This is a genomic window from Amorphoplanes digitatis (genome assembly GCF_014205335.1).
Taxonomy (GTDB): Bacteria; Actinomycetota; Actinomycetes; order Mycobacteriales; family Micromonosporaceae; genus Actinoplanes; species Actinoplanes digitatus.
In genome coordinates this window covers 6,019,509-6,037,619 of record NZ_JACHNH010000001.1, presented here as the reverse complement: position 1 = coordinate 6,037,619, position 18,111 = coordinate 6,019,509, and the positions used below count along the sequence as shown (strand labels likewise).

The following is an 18,111-nucleotide window of genomic DNA, read 5'->3' as shown; positions in this document are numbered from 1 at the left end:
TCCTCCCGGGAGACGGGTTCTACGAGGTGGGTCGGGCGCGCAGCAGGACGCCGTGGCGGGCGCCCGGCACGCTGACGGCGAGCAGGTAGGTGGAGCCGGCGGCGAGGTCGCCGCGGCCGGCCCGGTCGGCGAGGTTGATCAGTGGGTCGGCGGCGAAGCAGTGCCCCAGCCGGGCGATGTTGCCGGTGTCGAGCTGCGCGGCGGTGAAGCCGCCCTGACGCTCCTTCATGGAGAGCAGCGGCAGGAACAGATTGGCGGGCAGCAGGGCGGCCAGGTCGCCGGTCGCCACGCCGGTGACCTTGGCCAGCTCGTCGTTCACCTGCCGGGACAGCTCCGGGCTGATCTCGTGAGACCAGTCGAGCTGCGCGTTGTGCTGCGCGCTCGCGCAGCCGAGCACCTCGAAGGCGGGCTCGCCGGACGCGGCGTCGGCGACCAGGCAGCTCGCGGCGCCGTCGCTGAACAGGGCGAACTGCTCGAAGCGGTCCTCCTCGGCGGCGACCCGGTCGGCGGTGACGACCAGGACCCGGCGGTAGCGACGGGCGGCCACCCAGGCGGTGGCCAGGTCGATGCCGGCCAGCAGGTTGGTGCAGCGGTTGAGCGTGATCCCGGTGCAGGCGGCGCTCGGCAGCCCGAGGCCGTCCATCACCTCGGCGACGAAGCCGCCGTGGGTCTCGGGGCCACCCTCGAAGCGCGTGCAGCAGAGCAGGACGGCGTCGACCCCGGCCGGGTCGGCGCCGGCGGCGGCGAGTGTCGCGCGCCCGCTCGCCACGGCGAGCGCCGCGACGGACCGGTTCGTGCGCCGCACGCTGCCCCAGCCCCACAGGGCGGGCATGTCGGGCATCCGGTGCTCCCGGAGCCGGTCGGCGAAGCGCGGCAGCTCGTCGTGGGCGACCTCGATCTCGCCCAGCTCGTACGCGGCGCCGCTCAGCAGCACGGTCGTGGTCATCGGAGCGTGAACACCTCCGTGCTCGATCGCGACGGGTCGCCGGGACGCACGTGCAGCTCCCCGCGCTCGGGCAGCGCGACGACGGCGGCGACCGTCCGCTCGCGGCGGATGTCGCCGTCGCCCGGAACCGTGATCGGCGCCCGCGCCAGCAGGTCCAGGTGCGCCTCCGGGCCGGCGCCGGCCGGCAGGTCCGCCAGCGCGGCGCGGCACGCGTCCAGACGGCGCACCGAGGAGTTGCGGGCGAAGACGTTCAGCTCGTCGTGCGCCGCGAACTCCGGGTCCAGGAAGTGGTTGGTGTGCACCGGCCGCGCCGTCTCCCGGAACCGCAGCCGGCCGCCGAGCGCCTCGGCGAATCCGGCCCGGTCCCGGTCGCACACCACGAAGCACCGGGAACTCGCCAGCGGCAGCGACTCGAGCTGCTTGACGGCGTCACCGACGTTGTCGCAGGTGTCGAGCACGTGGCGGATGGCGAGATAGGGCGGGACGCCCGGACCCCACTGCCCGCCGAGGACCAGGTTCAGGCCGACCGCCAGGCCGCCGCCGTTGAGCCCGAGGTAGCCGAGCTGGCCACCGAAGCTGAGCAGCAGCGAGCGCCCGGTGCCGAGCACGGCGATCTGGTCGTCGAGATCACCGTTGAGGTCGATCGTCTGCGCCAGCAGCGGCTCCGGGCCGGCCATCGCGTACGTCGTGCAGTCGCCCATCGCCGGCACCCTGGAGTAGCCGAGCAGCTCCCGGCGCACCTGCAGCAGCACCGCCTCGCGGTGCGTGAGCCCGGCGCCGTCGGCCAGCCCGCGGATCTCCTCCGCCAGCTCGGGCAGCGCCTCGGTGATCGCCGCCGCGTAGCGGTCGAGCAGCGGATCCAGCTCGTCCCGGTCGACCGGCCGGGGCAGGATCCGGTCGAGCCGGGCCAGGCCGTCGTCCAGGAAGTCGCGCAGCGCCCCGGCCCGGGCGCGGCCGTGCCGCAGCCCGCGCTCGTACGGGCCGCCGGTCAGCGCGACGGCCGGGATGGTCATCGGGCCACCGCGGCCGCGGCGGCGGCCAGGATCCGGTCGACACCGGGCCACTCCGTGCGGAGCACGCTGTAGAAGATCGCGTCGCGGCGCCGGCCGCCCGGCATCGGGTTGAAGCTGCGCAGCACGCCCTCCTCGACGGCGCCGATGCCGAGCAGCCCCGCGCGGGCCTGCTCGTTGAGCACGTCGGTCTTGAACTCCACCCGCTCGGCGCCCAGCACCGTGAAGGCGAACCGCAGCAGCAGCCGCTTCGCGGGCCGGTTCAGGCCCTGGCCGCGGTAGTCGCGGCCGAGCCAGGACCAGCCGATCTCCATCCGCCCGTCGGGCTCGGCCAGGTTGCCGTAGCTCATGCTGCCCGCGATGCGCCCGGACGCCTTGTCGATCACGACGAACGGGATGCGCTTGCGCGCCTTCAGGTCGGCGAGCATCGTCTCGAAGAAGGAGTCGAACTCCTGCTCGGTCTCCACCCGCGACACGAAGTAGCGCCAGATGTCGGGGTCCATCGCCACGTCCTGCACCGCCGCCCGGTCACCGGCCTCGACCGGGCGCAGCAGGACGACGTCGTCCTCCAGCCGCGCGGCGGCGGCCTGCTCGGCCCAGCTCATGCCACGGCTCCCTGGTGTGCGGTCAGCGCGGTGACCAGGTCGTCGCCGCTGCGTACCGCGGCGACGTCCTGCTCGGTGAAGTGGGCGACGTCCACGCCGGACTCGTCGCACACCGACATCACCAGCAGCACCTTGTTCAGCGAGGTGAGCCCGTACTGGTCCGCCAGGTCCGCGGACATGTCCAGCTCGGCGGGGGTGACATCGGTGAGGACCTGCGCTATCCGGTCGCGCACCATCGTCTGAAGATCAGTGGACATGCACACCATCGCCTTTCGCCGTGATCGCCGTGGAGTACCGCGCGAGGATCTGTGCCCGCCGCGGCTTGTACTGGGAGGTCAGCAGCCCGTTGTCGATGCTGAACGGCTCGGCGGCCAGCACCACCCGGCGGATCTGCTCGTCGCGTTCCAACGCCTCATTGGTCCGGGCCAGGTGCCGCCCGATCTCCGCCGGGTCGGCGTCGCCGGCCGGCGACACCACCGCGACTAGGTGCGTCTGCGCCGGGCAGAACACCACGGCCTGGTCGATCAGCGGGCTGTCGCGCAGCCGCTCCTCGATCGGCCGGACGATCACCTTCTTGCCGTTGTCCAGCACGATCACGTCGTCCGCGCGGCCCCCGATCCAGAGGAAGCCGTCGGCGTCGATGCGGCCGAGGTCGCCGGTGCGCACCACGCCGTCCGTGCCGAAGACGCGCTCGGACTCGCCGGGCGCGGCGAAGGTGTACCGCATGCCGACCGGGTCGTCGCTGCGGACGCTGACCCGCCCGTCGTCGTCGATGAGAACGTGCTTGCCCGGCAGGACCTGGCCGACGCTGCCGCGCCGGTTAGCCTTCGGGTGGTTCTTGCTCACGATGCAGGTCTCGTTGAGCCCGTAGCCCTCGAAGATCGGCATGCCGCAGTCGTCGAAGAACTGGAGTGTCGCCGGGTCGGCGGGCGCGGATCCGGTCCACAGGTAGCGGATCCGGTCGCCGAAGAGCGCCCGCGCCGCCTCGGCGACGCCGATCGACCGGCGCGCGGCCTGCTCCTCGATGTGCCGCTGGGCCGAGGCGAAGAAGCCCGGCACACCCATGACCACCGTCGGGCGGGTCCGCCGCATGGCCGCGAAGGCCGCCGCGTACGAGCTGATCGTCACGTCGTGGCCGTAGATCAGCGCGGAGTAGACCCAGTACCGCTGCTGCAGCAGCGACAGCGGCAGGAACACGAAGATGTCGTCGTCCGGGCCGTGTTCGAACATCTCCTGCACCGCGCGCAGCGACGAGTCGATGCTGCCCACCGAGGCGGACAGGCCCTTGGGCCGGCCCGTGCTGCCGGAGGTGAACTTGATCGTGGTCGCCTCGTGCCGCTGCCAGGGCAGCGCGATCCCGCCCTGACGCTTGGCCAGCTCGTCGACCTGTGCGATCGGCCTGATCCGGGTGTCGCGGGCGCCGGTGGCGTCGGTGAAGAGCAGGGCGAGCCCGTACTCGTCGACCGTCTGCGTCGTGGCGTCGAACTTGCCCGGCTCGAACCCGCAGGTCACCGCCTTCAGCCGCAGCGCGGCGAGATCCAGCAGCACCCATTGCAGGCCGTTGGCGGCCAGGATGCCGATCCGGTCGCCGGGGCGTACCCCGTCGGCGTACAGGGCCGCGGCGAGCCGGTCCGCCGCGGCGTGCACCTCGGTCAGCTCGATGCTCTCGTCGCCGCCGAGCCGGGCGATCCGCAGCCGGTGCCCGGGTGCCGGCACGGCCGACACCAACTGGTTGATCAGGTTGTCGGTCATCGCGCGTCCGCTCGCAGTCGCCGCGCCAGCAGGCGTACGGTCCGGACCTCGTACATCTGCTCCAGCGGGATGGTGACACCGAAGTGCTTGCGTACCTCGGTGAGGATCCGGGCGGCGGCCAGGGAGTCGCCGCCGAGGTCGTAGACGCTGGCGTCCGGCGACACCGTCGGCACCCGCAGGATGCCGGACCACAGCTGGGCCAGCTCGGCCTCGACGGAGTCGGCCGGCAGGGCCGGCCCGGCCTCCGCCGGTTCCGCGACGGGCGCGGGTTCCGCGACCGGCGCGGTCTCGGCGAGCCGGCCACGGTCGACCTTGCCGTTGCGGGTCAGCGGGAGGCTCTCGTGCCAGACCACCCCGCTCGGGATCATGTAGTCGGGCAGGTGGACACCGAGCTGCTCGCGCAGCTCGCCCAGGGTGGGCCGGTCGGTGCCGGCGGCCACCAGGTGGGCCGTGAGCCGGTCGCCGTGCGAGCCGGAGCCCCGGACGACCACGGCCTGGCGCACCGCGGCGAGCGCGACCAGGCGGGACTCGACCTCGCCGGCCTCGATCCGGTAGCCGTTGATCTTGATTTGGAAGTCGCTGCGCCCGAGGATCTCGATCGATCCGTCCGGCAGGTACCGGCCCAGGTCGCCGGTGCGGTAGAACCCGCCGGCGAAGCGCTCCGCCGTCCGCTCGCCGTCGCCGTGGTACCCGCGGGCCACCCCGGTGCCGCCCGCCCAGATCTCGCCGGCCACCCAGTCCGGCCGGTCCCAGCCCTCGGGCCCGCGGACGAACGCCGTGTTGTTGCGATTCGGCCGCCCGTACGGCACCGGCCGGCTCCCGTCGTCGGCGACGCCGATCGGGTGCAGGATGTTCCAGATCGTCGTCTCCGTCGGGCCGCCCAGCGAGACGACCTCGAGGTCCGGCTTCAGCCGCAGCAGCGCGCCCGGCAGCTCGGCCGGGATCCGGTCGCCGCTCATCATCACCAGGCGCAGGCTGTCCAGCCGGGACGGGTCGGCGGCGGCCTGCTCGTGCAGCAGCGCGACGATCGCCGGCACCGAGTTCCACACGGTGACGCCGTGCCGGGCGCACAGGTCCAGCCAGTGCGCGGGATCACCGGCCCGGTCCGCGTCGGGCAGCACGATCGCCGCGCCGACCGACAGGGCGCCGAAGACGTCGTAGACCGACAGGTCGAAGTTGAACCCGCTGATGCCGAAGAACCGGTCGGTGGCGTCGACACCGAACCGCGCCGTGCAGTCCGCGACCACGTTGGCGACGTTGCGATGGCTGACCATGACGCCCTTGGGCTGACCCGTCGTGCCGGAGGTGTAGAGCACGTAGGCCAGGTCGTCGACGTGCGCCCGGGCGGGGGAGTCGACGGTCTCGGCCGACAGCACGTCGTCGAGCAGGAGCGCGTCGGGTTCCGCGCCGGGCGCGTTGGTCAGGATGTAGCGGACCTTGCCGTCCTCCAGCAGGAAGGCGCGCCGCTCGGCGGGCAGGCCGGCGTCGACCGGCAGGTAGGCGGCCCCGGTCAGCAGCGTGGCCAGGATGCCGACGATCTGCTCCGGCCCGCGCCGCATGACCAGCCCGACGAGGTCACCGCGGCCGACGCCGCGCTCGCTGAGCCAGCGCGCGGCGCCCTGCGCCCGGCGTACCAGCTCGGCGTAGGACACCGTGCCGTGCGCGGTGATGATCGCCGGTTCGGCGGGCCGCTCGGCCGCCCGGTCGAGGATGTCCTGCCAGAGCAGGCGGTCGGCCTCCGGCGCCGCGGTGGCGTTCGCGTGCTCCCGGCTCCGCCGCTGCGCGGCGGGCAGCAGGTCGACCCGCGCCGAGTCCCACGCGTCGTCGTCGCACAGGCCCTCCAGCAGCTGCTGGTAGCCGGCGACGAGGGCGGCCGGCAGGCCGTCCGGGAACAGCTCGTCGACGGAGTCGACCTGGACGATCAGGCCGCCGTGCTGCTCCATCGCGAAGACGTTGAGGTACACCTGCGGCGTCTGGCTGACCGAGAAGACCTCGGGCCCGAAGAGATCCAGGGCGGAGCCGTCGACGCCGGCCCGCACGTAACCGACGGCGCAGTTGAAGGTGTACGGCGCGCGGGCCGCCCGGCCGGCGCGGCCGAGCTCCTTGAGCACCTCGACGCCGGAGACGTGCCGGTTCTCCAGGGCCTGTCGCAGGTTCCGCTGGATCGTGGCGCAGCGTCCCGCGAAGTCCGCGTCCGCCTCGATGACGGCCTCGACCAGCATGACGTCGGAGAAGTTGCCGATCGCGTCGAAGACCCGGGGGTGGATCGGCGGACGGTTGGCCACCGTGGTGTTGACCGTGAACCGGTCGCCGGCACCCCAGTACGCCAGCGTCTGCGCGTACGCGGTGAGCAGCACGGCGTTGGGCGTCAGCCCGCGCCGCCGGGCGATGTCCGTGAGCCTCGCCCACTGCCCCGGCTCGAGGCGGACCTCCCGCTGGGTGAAGCGGGGTCGCCGCACCGCGGCGGGGTTCGCCACCAGCGGCAGCTCCGGCACCGGCGCCAGATCGTCGAGGCGCTCGCGCCACCAGCGCAGGGAACGCGCCGCGGGCGCGGACGCCGCGGCCTGCTCGAGCTCGCGGACGTAGTCGCCGAACGCCAGCTCGGGCCCGGCCGGTTCCTCGCCCTGGTACGCCTGCCACCAGGCCCGGAAGAACAGGAACATGCTGATCCCGTCCATTACCAGGCCGTCGTGGCTGACGTGCAGCACCATCAGGTCGTCGGTCATGACGCTGACCTCGGCGTGCACCAGCGGCGGCCGGCCCAGCGGCAGCACCCGGTGCGAGGCGCGCTCGCGGTACGCGGCGCGGGCACGCTCCCGGTCACCGGCCGACAGGGCGCGCAGATCGCGGACCCGGATATGCACCGGCACGTCGTCGTGCACGATCTGGCGCCCGCCGGAAGTGAACTCGGTGCGCAGCGCGGAGTGCCGGGCGACGACCGAGGCCAGCGCCGCCCGCAGGCGCGGGACGTCCCAGCTGCCCTCGAACTCGTGGTAGACGTGGCTGGCGCCGCCGCCCAGCTCCGCCACCTCGCCGCGGCCGACGAGGTAGCCGCGCTGGAGCGGGGTGATCGGGTCGCCCGGGGGCGTCTCGAAGTGCGCCAGCAGGTCGGTCTTCGCGGCGCGGATCCGGGCGACCAGCTCGGTGTCCATCCGCTCGGTCGGTCCCTGCAGGCGCAGGTCGCCGCCGGTGGCGGTGATACTCAGCCCGCGTTCGCCGATGTCGCGCAGCAGCTCCTGAACGCTCATGCCGGCACTGCCTGCCGGTCCATGAGCGCCGCGAGCTCGGTCACGGTGGCCGCGCCGAGCAGCTCGTCGATGCTGATCTCCACGCCACAGTGCTCGAGGATCTGGTACTGGAGGGTGACGGCGTGCAGCGACGTCGCGCCGAGCTCGGTAAGGGTGTGCCCGGCGACCTCCTTGCCGGGATTCAGCAGCGCCGTCACGGTCTCGCTCAGCCAACCGAGCTGCGCCGGCTCGGTGGTTGCGGGCGCCAGGAAGAAGACCCGGTCCGCGAGGCTGATCGTCGAGCCCGGCTCGACGAGGGCGACCGTGGTCGGCCAGGCCTCGATCGATTTCCCGCCGAGAGCCTCCGCGAGCGACGCGGCGAAGCGCGGCATGACCGGCGTCGCGCAGGCCGCCAGGAGCTTGGCCGCGGCCAGCTCGAGGGCGATCGCGGTGCGGGCCTCGTCGCGCCAGCCCGCCGACTGCGCCACCCGGGCCTCCTGCGCCACGAAGCGGCGCACGTCGGAGACGATGCCGTCCAGCTCGGCCGAGGCCTGGTTGAGGGAGAACCCGTCCGGGCCGAGAGCGCCGGTCACCGCGGTCAGGCGGGCGGCCAGCCGGGCCAGGAAGGCGGTGTGCTCCGGGGTCCAGTTGCCGGCGTCGGGCGCGACTCCGCCGTACGTCTCGGTGATCCGGCGACCGAGGTCGTTCAGCCAGTGCTGCCAGCCGCCGATCAGGGTGTCGCGCACCGCAGCCTCGTACGCGGAGAGCTCGAAGTTGGTCCGCCGCCCCTCCGAACGGATCCGGGAGAGGTAGTAGCGCACCGCGTCGACGGTGTCCGGGCCCAGGATCTCCTTGCCCCAGATGGCGTGCCGCCGGCTCGTGCTGAACTTCGCGCCGTCGAGCAGCAGGAACTCGTTCACGTGATAATCGATGTCCGGCGTCCATCCTGGATACGCCAGCTTGTACAGCACCGGGTAGAGGATCGCGTGGTAGAAGCTGTTGTCGTAGCCGAAGAAGTGGACGATCTTCCAGTCCGGCCGCGGCTCGTGCGCCTGCCAGCCGGTTCCGAGCCGGTCGCCGAGCTCGGCGATGCCGTGCAGGAACCCGTATGACATCTCGGGCCACACCCAGATGACCTGGTCGGTCACGTCGGTCTCGGCGGGCGGCACGCCCCAGGCGGACGGGTGGCTGACCGGCACGTCGACGCGGCCGCGGGCGAACAGCCGCTCGGCGAGCTCGCGCAGCCGGGCCGGAACCCGGCCGAGGTGATGGTGCTCGGCGACCGTGCCGGCGTGCTCGTGCAGCGGGAGCAGGTAGCGGCTCTGCGTGCCGACGACCGGCGGCACCGCGGAGTGCCGGGTGACCGGGTCGACCAGGTCGTGGCAGAAGTTCGGCTCCCCGCACTCCTCGCAGATGTTGCCGCCGGCGCCCGAGCCGCAGTGCGGGCAGCCGCCGGAGACGTCCACCTCGTAGAGGTAGCGGCCGGTCTCGCCGTCGAGCAGCGCCGGGGCCTCGCCGGGTGCGATGCCGCCCGAGTCGGCCAGCCGGGAGAAGAACGCTTGCAGCTGCTCGCGGTAGGTGGGGTCGGCGTCGGTCACCGTGTACTGGTCCAGCGGCACGTCGAGCAGCTCGAGGGTACGGGCGATCTCGGCGCTGTAGTGCGCGGCGGTCTCGGCTGGCGTGCGGCCCTCCCGGCGCGCGCACTCGACGACGTAGCTCTGGTAGTCGTCGCTGCCGGTCAGGTGCCAGGCCTCGTTGCCGACCAGCCGCTGGAAGCGCACGTACACGTCGGCGCCGAGGTACGGGCCGGAGAGGTGACCGAGGTGCAGGTCACCGTTGGGGGTCGGCGGGGTGGAGAAGACGAAGACGGGACGGTCACGCAGCCGGCCCCGCTCGACGGTGCCGGCCCGCTCGCCGGCCCGCTCGGCGTCCCGCCAGTACAGCGTGGCGAAGATCAGGTCCGTCTCGCCGTCGTTCTCGATGACGTGCGTCTCGAACGGCTCGAACTGGGCGACCGAGCCGGGCTGTACCCGGTGGCGGCGCCCGTCGACGATCAGTTCGCCGGTGCCGGCGACGATGACGAACGTCTCGGTCTCGTCGTGCTGGTGCGGATCGGAGCTGACACCGGGCCGCACCCGGCCCCAGCCCGCACCGACCCCGAGGCCGTCGATGCTGCTCATGTCGATGCCGAAGGCATCGGAGAGTTCGGAAACGTCGTAGGTGCTGAGAATCATCACAGGCCTTTCGCGTCGAGCAGGTCCACGGCCTCGGCGGCGATCGCCGGCCCGAGGCGGTACCCCGAACCGTTGGCGCCGCCGGCGAAGACGATGCGTCCGGCCGCGTCGAGGGCACGGACGGCGGGTTGACGGTCGGGGGTGTACGCGTCGCAGAAGACGCGCCCCGAGGTGCAGCGGCCGGCCAGCTCGGGCGCGTACCGCTCGAGCACGGCCTGGGCCTCGCGCAGGTGGTTCGGCCGCAGGGCGGGCGCCGCGGCGCCGGGGTCGGCGTCCCACTCCTGGCACGTGTAGCTGAACAGCCAGTCGCCGCGGTGCCGCAGCGGCAGCAGGAACGCGTCCTCGTCGTGCATGACTACGCACGGGTCGGCGGCCTCGACCGGCTCGTCGACGTGCAGCGCCACGACCCGCTTGATCTTGATCTCCAGCGGGGCGAGCAGCTCGCTCCACGCCGGGTCGCCGGTCCACGGTCCCGGGGCCAGCACGACCCGGCCGGCGACCAGCTCCTCGCCGGTGGACAGGCTCAGCCGGACGGCGTCGTCACCGGGCCGTACCGCGGTGACGGCGACGCCTTCGCGTACCCCGGGCGGCGCCAGCCGGGCGGCGAGCGCGCCGACCTCGGCGTAGTGCCCACCCTGGACCGTCCAGGCGAGACCGCCGGGCGGTACCGCGACGTCCTGCCGGCCCGTGCCGAAGGCCTCGGCCAGCTTCGCGCTGGGCAGGTACGCCTCCCGCACGGCATCGGCCGACCCGGCGTCGGCGATGATCGTCATGGCGAGCGGATGGATCGGGGCGCCGGGATCCTCCTCGGCGAGCCGGGCGTAGTAGGCCTCGCTGTACGCCGACATGTCCCGGACCCGGGCCGAGGCGCCCCGGGGGAAGTGCAGGCCGGCCGAGCGGCGGCTCGCACCGGAACCCGCCGCGTCGCGGTCGAGGACGACGACCCGGGCGGCCGGGTCGCGGCGGCCGATCTCGCGGGCGATCAGGGTGCCCACGATGCCGGCACCGACGACGGCGATGTCGGTGTTCACGACGCCACTTCCTGCTTGCTCGACCACTCGATGAACGAGGGGGTCTGGTTCTCCGTCCGGACGCCGCGGATCTTGTCGACGATCCGCTGTGCGCGCCAGGCGAGCAGGCTCAGGTTGGGGTCGGCCAGCCCGCGCTGCCCCCGCGCAGCGTTCTGGACGAAGATGTTGCGGTCCGCCGGGCCGTCCCAGGTCACCGCGAAGCTGTCGTCGATGCGCAGCTCGTCGCCCTCGCGCTCCAGCCGGTGCGCGATCGGTGCGAGGAAGTCCATCCGGGCCGGCCGGAAGCCGGTGGCCCAGACGATGACGTCGACATCGAGCTCCTCGCCGACGTCGTGCAGGTCGTTGTGGGCCAGTGTGATCTTCCAGCCGTCGTCCTCGGCGCCGGTGACCTGAAGCACCTCCCGGTTCGGGTAGAGGGCGAACAGGTCGACGCTGCCGTGCACGAACCGGTGCAGGTAGGCACGCTGGTAGATGTCGCGCAGGGTCGGCTCGGAGATGCCGTCGCTGGTGAGGATGTGGCGACGGCTGAACGCGTCGCGGGTGGTCCGCTCGAGCTTGGCGAAGTAGTCCGAGAAGGACGGCATGTAGTAGTCGTTGGTGAACGGTGAGTCGTCGATCGGCAGGAAGTTCGGCCGGCGCGAGACCCACGCCACCCGGCGGGGCAGCTCGTTGGCGGGACGGGAGATGAGGTCGAGGAACGCCTCGGCACCCGACTGCCCGCCGCCGACCACCGCGACCCGCTTGCCGGCCAGCTCACTCGCGCGGTACAGGAACTCGCTGACATGGAACTGGGTGGGCCCGAGTGCGTCCCGGGCATGCTGCGGCACCCAGGTCTCGGTGCCGACCCCGATCGCGATGTTGTCGGCCCGCATCGTGCCGGCGGTCGTGCGCACCACGAACTCGCCGTCGAAGTCGACCGACAGCACCTCCTCACCGAACGCGATGTTGGCGTTGCGCCGGCTGGCCCACTGCATGTAGTTGCGGAACTCCTGTCGCGGCACAGCGTCGAACTGCGCGTTGATGAAGTGGTACAACCGGCCCTGCTCGTGCAGGTAGGAGAGGAACGAGAACGCGTTCGTCGGATCCGAGAGGGTGACGAGGTCCTTCAGCGTCGACACCTGCAGGGTCGCGCCGGGCATCTGCTGGCCGTCGTGCCAGCCGAAGGTCGGCCGGCGCTCGAGGAAACGGTTCGTGATCTCGGTGTGCCCGTGCATCAGGCTGGCCAGGCTCAGATTCGCCGGCCCCGCACCGATGCCAAGACAGCGAAAGTGTCTGTCATCATCGTCTCGCGACATGGCTTCCACGCTCAGAATCACCTTCCTGGTGCTGGGAACGCGCATTCATGGTCCCGTCCGCATGCCGCCGCCTCAACGGCGTGGTGGAAAGCATTCTTTCTGCGGTTCCGGAAACCTTCGACGGGAAACGTAAGCCAGCCGCATAGGGGTGTCAACGAGCCTTATAGAGACGCTTAATTGCCGGTATGGTGCCGCTTAAATACGCTGGCACGGGGGCGTTTTCTGTCGCCCGCCCGACATCCAGGCGGCGCGGACCACCTGCGAGAGCGGGCCGCCTCAATCGCCTGAGTTCGCAACCAAACCGGCGAGCCGGACATCTCTCGCCGTCCGGGTGGCGTCGCACCACATCCTATTTCAATATCCCTATTTATTCACGAAAGTCAATTTGATGCACTTCGAGGTGATGTCTTTCTTTCTACTGTGGCTCACGGTGCGGTAGACGGCCGTTCATCTCGGATCCATCGCCGGTGGCGATGATCCCTCACCGGGTGGCGGACTTGGTCATACGGTGGACGGTGGCCGATCCGAAGCGTGATGACGTGTTCAACCAGCGAGGCATGGACCGTTGGTGCGGCCCTCGCTGACGGGTTTGTTGACGTGGACGAACACCAGCCGAGGGCGCTCGTTCACCTTCTCGCAACCGAAGTCGAGGCGCGTCGATCGATACTCCAGGGGTGATACGTGAGAACTTCCGCGAGTACCTGGACCAGTTGCTGCGTGAGGGTTACAGCGTGCGGCATGACGCGCACCTGTCGGATCCGGATCTGATCGATCCGGGTGGTAGTCCGGTGGAGACCTGGCGGCAGGATTATCCGTACGGCGAGCGCCTCGATCGTGATGTGTATGAGGAGCAGAAGTATCAGTTGCAGATCGAGTTGTTGAAGTTCCAGTACTGGGCGCTGGACACGGCGACGAAGCATGTCATCGTGTGTGAGGGTCGTGACGCGGCTGGTAAGGGCGGGACGATCAAGCGGTTCATGGAGCATCTGAATCCGCGTGCTGCCCGGGTGGTGGCGTTGACCAAGCGGGCGCGGATCAACGCGATGCGGTTCTTCCTGGACCAGTTCGACTACGAGGGCAAGGACACCGCGGTGGTCTTCCCCGCGGATCCTCTGCTCGTGCAGCGCGGCCGAGACTCGATCAAGGACTGACCACCCAGCTCCCGGAGGAGGCGTCATGCTCGATCGCGCCGAAGCGCACCTGCCGGAGCTGAGTCGGTCGGTGGTGGACTGTGCCCTCTACCGCGACGGTGCCCGCCAGCCCGGCGCGCCGGATGTGTCCGCGTTGTGCGAAGAGGCCCGTCACGCCGAAGGTGCGTTCGTGTGGATCGGTCTGCACGATCCGGACGAGGAGACGCTCGCCCGCGTCGCGGAGATCTTCGGCCTGCATCCCCTCGCCGTCGAGGACGTGCTGCACCAGGAACAGCGGCCGAAGCTCGAACTCTACGAGGACATCACGTTCCTCATCGTGCGTGCGGCGCAGTACGTCGAGCACGCCGAGCTCACCGACACGAGCGAGATCGTCCACACCGGCGTGGCCTGGATCTTCGTCTCCGAGAACTTCGTCGTGACCGTACGCCAGGGTGCGGTCGGTGAGCTGCGTTCCGTGCGCGCCGACCTCGAGACCAGACCGGAGCTGCTGGCGCAGGGCCCGTGGGCGGTCGTGCACGCCGTCTACGACCGGGTCGTCGACGGTTACGTCGAGATCGCCGATGCCATGCAGGTCGACCTGGACGCCGTCGAGGCATCGGCGTTCAGCCGGCACCCGAACCTCGGCATCGGGCAGATCTACCAGTTCAAGCAGGAGCTGATGGAGTTCAAGTCCGCGGTCATGCCGCTGCAACGCCCGCTGGCCGTCATCACCGACCGCCAGGCACTGACGCTGCCCAAGGAGATCCGCCGCTACTTCCGCGACGTCGCCGATCACCACGCCCGCGTCGTGGAGCAGGTGATCGGCTATGACGACCTGCTCAGCTCCATCCTGCAGGCGCACCTCGCGCAGGTCACCGTCGCGCAGAACAACGACATGCGCAAGATCGCCTCGTGGGCCGCGATAGCCGCCCTCCAGACCGCCATCGCGGGGATCTACGGAATGAACTTCGCCTTCATGCCGGAACTGCAATGGCGCTACGGCTACCCCGCGGTGCTGACCGTCATGGTCATCAGCGCGGTCCTGCTGTACCGGCGTCTCCGCCGTTCCGGCTGGCTCTGACCGGCGGAACCGGCCGTGAACGTTCGCTGAACCCTCGGTACGGCCCGGGAGCCGGGCCGCCGCGCCGTCCTACCATCGGGATTCTCGGCAGCGCGGAGGCGATCATCGAGGTCTGGTGGAGCGTGGCGCTCGCGTCCCTCGGTGTGATCATCCCCGGGATCGCGGCGATCTACGAGTTCGGCGTCAAGGGCCGCAAGCGGCTCGGCTACCGGGTGCAGATGGACACCACCGCGATGGACGTGGTGCAGACGCCGTTCCGCGGCGCGCTCGGCGACCTGCGCAAGGACGGTGTGCAGCTGACCGACCCCACGGTGGTGCTGCTGCGGATCGAGAACGCGGGCGCCACCGGCATCGACGAGAGCGACTACGCCGCGCCCGCCAGGTCCAAGGCCGGGATCACCGTGCGGTTCCCGGACCGCCGGGTGGTCGGCATGGTGGTGACCGAGCTCAGCAACAAGTACCTCAAGGCGTACTTCGAGGACTGGGACGACCTCACCGTCGGCGGCGACACGATCGAACTGCCCCGGGTACAGCTGAACAAGAAGGCGCACTACAAGGTGCTCGCCGTGCTGGACCGGGCGCCGACGGCCACAGTGCCGCCCGGGCAGTACCTGGACCCGGAGGTGTCCGGCGGCATCCGGAACGGCGTCGGCCAGGGCGGCATCGACCGGACCGAGAGCCGCACCGGCCCGCCCAGGGCGCTGTTCGCGCTGGTCGCACTGCTAGCCGCGATCGTCGTCGCGCAACTGTTCATCTTCGTGCGCAGCGACCGGGCAACGCCGCTCGACTGCGCGGCCGGCCGGCTCACCGTGACCGGCTCCACCGCCTTCGAGCCGATCGTGCGCGAGGCGGCCGAGTCCTACCGGGACCTCTGCCCGGGCGCGTCGTTCGCGTTCGACATGCGCGGCAGCGGCGAGGGCCTGCTGACGCTGGACCGGGCCGCCCGGTCGGCCGACGGCGAGGCGCCCGCCGCCGGCCTGCTGGCCTTCTCGGACGGGGAGAAGCCGTCCGGCATGCCCGGCCTGGTGCCGCGGCCGATCGCGTTCTTCCTGTTCACGGTCGTGGTCAACAGCGAGGCGGGTGTGCACGACCTGACCGGCGAGCAGATCCGGCAGATCTACCGCGGCGAGGTGACGAACTGGAAGGAGATCGGCGGCAGCGACCTGCCGGTACGGCTGATCAGCCGCAATCCGGGCTCGGGCACCCGGGCCGCGTTCCAGCGCCGGGTCCTCGGCGGCCAGCGCGAGCCGGGCAGCAACTCCGACGACTGCCGCACCCGCGACCCGGGCACAACGCCGGGGGTGGTCCGCTGCGCCCGCGACTCCACCGAGGCGGTGCTGCGGGCGATCGCCGACACTCCGGGTGCCCTCGGCTACAGCGAGCTGGGCGCGGCGGCGGTCCGCGACGACCTGGTGCTGGTGCGGATCAACGGCCACCGGGCCGAGGTGACCGGCGCCGACCACGGCACGTACCCGTTCTGGGAGACCGAGTTCGGCTACACCTACGGCGAGCCGGACGCCGAGTCCCTGGCGGCGAGCTTCCTGCGCTACCTGACCAACCAGGTCGGCGCCGACATCATCCGTGCGAACGGCGACCGGCCCTGCGCCGAACTGGCCAACCCTCAGCTCTGCCGCCCCACCTGACCGCGTGCGAGTGCGGCACCCAGGTCGCGGATCACCTCGGCCTCGGCCTCGTCGATGTCGCCGCCGACGGTGATCACCCGGTCGTCGATGCCGGCCAGCGCCTCCCGGGTCAGCCGCTGGTTCTCCACCAGCACGTCGAACGCGCGGATCCCGGCCGCCTTCTCGCCGGCCTTTTCCTGTACCGGCACGGTCACCAGCGCCTGCGCCGCGACGAGCCCGGCGGCGCTGCGGGCGCCGGCCATCAGCCGCGGCGCCGCGCTCGATGCCGAGCCCTGCCACTGCGGCACGCACAGCACGGTCGTCATGCGGGTTCCGCGAGGTCGGCGACGATGTGGAACCGGCCGTCGGCGCGGTGGCTGGTGAGGTGGCCGGCGGCGGCCTCGACGCGCGCCGTGAGGTTCGTCAGGCCGTGGCCGGCCGGAGCCTCGCGGTTCGGCTGGTCGGACACGCCGTCGTTGCTGACGCTCAGGCGCAGCATGCCCGGGGCGGTGCGGGCCGTCTCGATGACGCAGTGGCGGGCGCTGCTGTGCCGCAGGACGTTGGTGACGGCCTCCCGCAGCACCGTGGCCAGCACGGCGTCGAGCTCGGCCGGCAGCGGCCCGTCGGCCAGGTCGGCGCGGACGTCGATGCCGGCCGAGGTCAGCACCGAGCGGGCCACCGCGATCTCCGCGCGCAGAGACAGGTGCTGGATGCCGTCGGTGACCAGGCGCGTCTCGTCCCGCGCCGTCGTGCAGATCCGGATCGCCTCTTCGATCTCGGCGCGTGCCCGTGCCTCGTCGTGGTCGATCAACCGGTCGATGAGGACGATCTTGAGGGTGAGGACCGAGAGCCCCTGGCCGAGCAGGTCGTGCACGTCCCGGGCGGTGCGCAGCCGTTCGCGGTGCACCGCCATCCGGGCCGTCTCGCCGCGCAGGGCCTCCAGCTGGACGGCCAGGTCGGCCAGCCTGGACAGGCCGTACACCATGAGGCCGATCGCCGCCATGATCGCCGCCGAGTAGGTCAGGTACGCGACCGACGGATTCTCGTGGACCAGGATCGCGGAGAAGCCGGCCAGGACCACGGCGAAGCCGGCCCACGCCCATCGGCCGGGAATCAGCAGCAGGGCGGAGCCGGCGAGAAAGCCGACGAAGATGAGCGCGGGGTAGCCGATGGCCGGGACCAGCGCGTACACCAGCAGGGCCTGAAGGGCGAGCGTCCAGGCCCAGGCGCGCGGGCGGTCGCCGTCCCGGACCGGCCGGGAGTGACGCAGCTGCAGGGCCATGATCGCGAAGCCGTTGGCCACGGCCCCGGCCCGGACGATCGCGGTGGCGTCGAGGAACACGAGATAGGCCAGGTCCAGGGCGAAGAAGGCGCACAGCATGACGACCAGGACGGTCCGGGCCAGCCGCGGCGCCACGACGGCGTCGCCGCGCCGCGCGGGGGTCTCCACCGGCAGCGGGTCCGCGGTCACCGCCCGAACGTCGGTGAGCACCTGACGGGCCAGGACGCCCGCCTCCGTCATCTGCTCACGGGCCCGCTGCCGGTCGTCCGCCAGGGCACGCAGCGCGGCCCGGCCGTGTTCGGTGACCGCGCGGAGGCGTTCGTCGAGCGCGGCCCGCAGCCTGCGGGTCGCCTCGAGCCGCTCCCGCGCGACCGCCAGGCGCGCGAACTCCGCGCGGGCGACGTGCAGCTCCCTCACCACGTCCGAGAGGCGGGCCAGGCCGAAGAACGCCAGCCCGGTGGTCACGAAGGCGACGCAGAGCCAGACCACGGCGTGGACCGCCGGCGCGTACGGCAGGCCGACCACGCCCATCCACAGCACACACTCCACCACGAGGAGCGCGGCGAACAGCAGCCACGAGCCGGGCGCCGCGAGCGTGAGCAGCACCAGGCCGCCCAGCAGGCCCGACACGCCGCCGACCCAGTGGTTGCCGAAAACGGCGAACGGCAGGTAGGTCAGCGCCGCCTGCGCGGCCAGCAGCCAGAACCGGTGGCGTGTCCACACGCCCCGGGTGGCGGGGACGGCATACCCGAACGGCAGCACGAACGACGCCAGCACGAACAGGTAGCCCGGCCCGCCGTCGCTGAGGGCGTACGCCGTCCTCGCGACCAGCAGCAGGCACAGCACCGCGACGACGATCGCGCTGGCCCGGCGGGCAACCCTCATATCCTTCGACG

General features: G+C 71.7%; 14 protein-coding genes. 3 read left to right on the top strand and 11 right to left on the bottom strand.

From position 1 onward, the window contains the following. Window positions 1-19: 19 nt before the first annotated feature. The 9 genes from BJ971_RS26540 to BJ971_RS26500 are packed head-to-tail and all read right to left on the bottom strand — an operon-like array spanning window position 20 to window position 12,100. On the bottom strand, window positions 20-946 hold the full coding sequence (locus BJ971_RS26540; RefSeq protein ID WP_184995921.1) for a beta-ketoacyl-[acyl-carrier-protein] synthase family protein: 927 nt from the start codon (window positions 944-946) through the stop codon (window positions 20-22). Continuing rightward, window positions 943-1,959, bottom strand: a complete 1,017-nt coding sequence (locus BJ971_RS26535; protein ID WP_184995920.1) for a C45 family autoproteolytic acyltransferase/hydrolase — start codon at window positions 1,957-1,959, stop codon at window positions 943-945. Before BJ971_RS26535 ends, BJ971_RS26540 begins: the two co-directional genes overlap by 4 nt. Beyond that, complete coding sequence (locus BJ971_RS26530) at window positions 1,956-2,561, bottom strand: GNAT family N-acetyltransferase (protein WP_184995919.1); 606 nt, start codon at window positions 2,559-2,561, stop codon at window positions 1,956-1,958. Before BJ971_RS26530 ends, BJ971_RS26535 begins: the two co-directional genes overlap by 4 nt. Then, window positions 2,558-2,818 (bottom strand): acyl carrier protein, encoded by a 261-nt coding sequence (locus BJ971_RS26525; RefSeq protein WP_184995918.1) that lies wholly within the window; start codon window positions 2,816-2,818, stop codon window positions 2,558-2,560. The genes BJ971_RS26530 and BJ971_RS26525 overlap by 4 nt, the downstream gene beginning before the upstream one ends. Then, window positions 2,808-4,313, bottom strand: a complete 1,506-nt coding sequence (locus tag BJ971_RS26520) for an AMP-binding protein (protein ID WP_184995917.1) — start codon at window positions 4,311-4,313, stop codon at window positions 2,808-2,810. Before BJ971_RS26520 ends, BJ971_RS26525 begins: the two co-directional genes overlap by 11 nt. Then, window positions 4,310-7,561 (bottom strand): non-ribosomal peptide synthetase, encoded by a 3,252-nt coding sequence (locus tag BJ971_RS26515; RefSeq protein WP_184995916.1) that lies wholly within the window; start codon window positions 7,559-7,561, stop codon window positions 4,310-4,312. Before BJ971_RS26515 ends, BJ971_RS26520 begins: the two co-directional genes overlap by 4 nt. Further along, entirely contained in the window at window positions 7,558-9,774 is a 2,217-nt protein-coding gene (locus tag BJ971_RS26510) for a class I tRNA ligase family protein (protein ID WP_184995915.1), read from the bottom strand. Before BJ971_RS26510 ends, BJ971_RS26515 begins: the two co-directional genes overlap by 4 nt. Then, window positions 9,774-10,805 carry an NAD(P)/FAD-dependent oxidoreductase gene (locus BJ971_RS26505; protein ID WP_184995914.1) on the bottom strand — a complete coding sequence of 344 codons (1,032 nt, stop codon included), beginning with the start codon at window positions 10,803-10,805 and terminating at the stop codon, window positions 9,774-9,776. Before BJ971_RS26505 ends, BJ971_RS26510 begins: the two co-directional genes overlap by 1 nt. Further along, window positions 10,802-12,100 carry a lysine N(6)-hydroxylase/L-ornithine N(5)-oxygenase family protein gene (locus BJ971_RS26500; RefSeq protein WP_184995913.1) on the bottom strand — a complete coding sequence of 433 codons (1,299 nt, stop codon included), beginning with the start codon at window positions 12,098-12,100 and terminating at the stop codon, window positions 10,802-10,804. The genes BJ971_RS26505 and BJ971_RS26500 overlap by 4 nt, the downstream gene beginning before the upstream one ends. 674 nt (window positions 12,101-12,774) lie before the next feature. Between BJ971_RS26500 and BJ971_RS26495 the strand changes: the two genes are divergently transcribed. The 3 genes from BJ971_RS26495 to BJ971_RS26485 all read left to right on the top strand — a co-directional run bounded on the left by BJ971_RS26495 (window position 12,775) and on the right by BJ971_RS26485 (window position 15,954). After that, window positions 12,775-13,251 carry a polyphosphate kinase 2 family protein gene (locus tag BJ971_RS26495; RefSeq protein WP_184995912.1) on the top strand — a complete coding sequence of 159 codons (477 nt, stop codon included), beginning with the start codon at window positions 12,775-12,777 and terminating at the stop codon, window positions 13,249-13,251. 25 nt (window positions 13,252-13,276) lie between these two features. Then, window positions 13,277-14,311, top strand: coding sequence for a magnesium/cobalt transporter CorA (gene corA / locus BJ971_RS26490; RefSeq protein WP_221478846.1), 1,035 nt, complete (start codon window positions 13,277-13,279; stop codon window positions 14,309-14,311). Between the two features lie 122 nt (window positions 14,312-14,433). Beyond that, window positions 14,434-15,954, top strand: a complete 1,521-nt coding sequence (locus BJ971_RS26485) for a PstS family phosphate ABC transporter substrate-binding protein (protein WP_239087148.1) — start codon at window positions 14,434-14,436, stop codon at window positions 15,952-15,954. Here the strand turns inward: BJ971_RS26485 and BJ971_RS26480 are convergent. Then, entirely contained in the window at window positions 15,933-16,259 is a 327-nt protein-coding gene (locus BJ971_RS26480; protein ID WP_184995910.1) for an arginase family protein, read from the bottom strand. The genes BJ971_RS26485 and BJ971_RS26480 overlap by 22 nt on opposite strands. Beyond that, a complete protein-coding gene (locus BJ971_RS26475) occupies window positions 16,256-18,100 on the bottom strand; it encodes a sensor histidine kinase (RefSeq protein ID WP_184995909.1) in 1,845 nt (614 codons plus the stop codon). The genes BJ971_RS26480 and BJ971_RS26475 overlap by 4 nt, the downstream gene beginning before the upstream one ends. Between the last annotated feature and the right edge of the window lie 11 nt (window positions 18,101-18,111).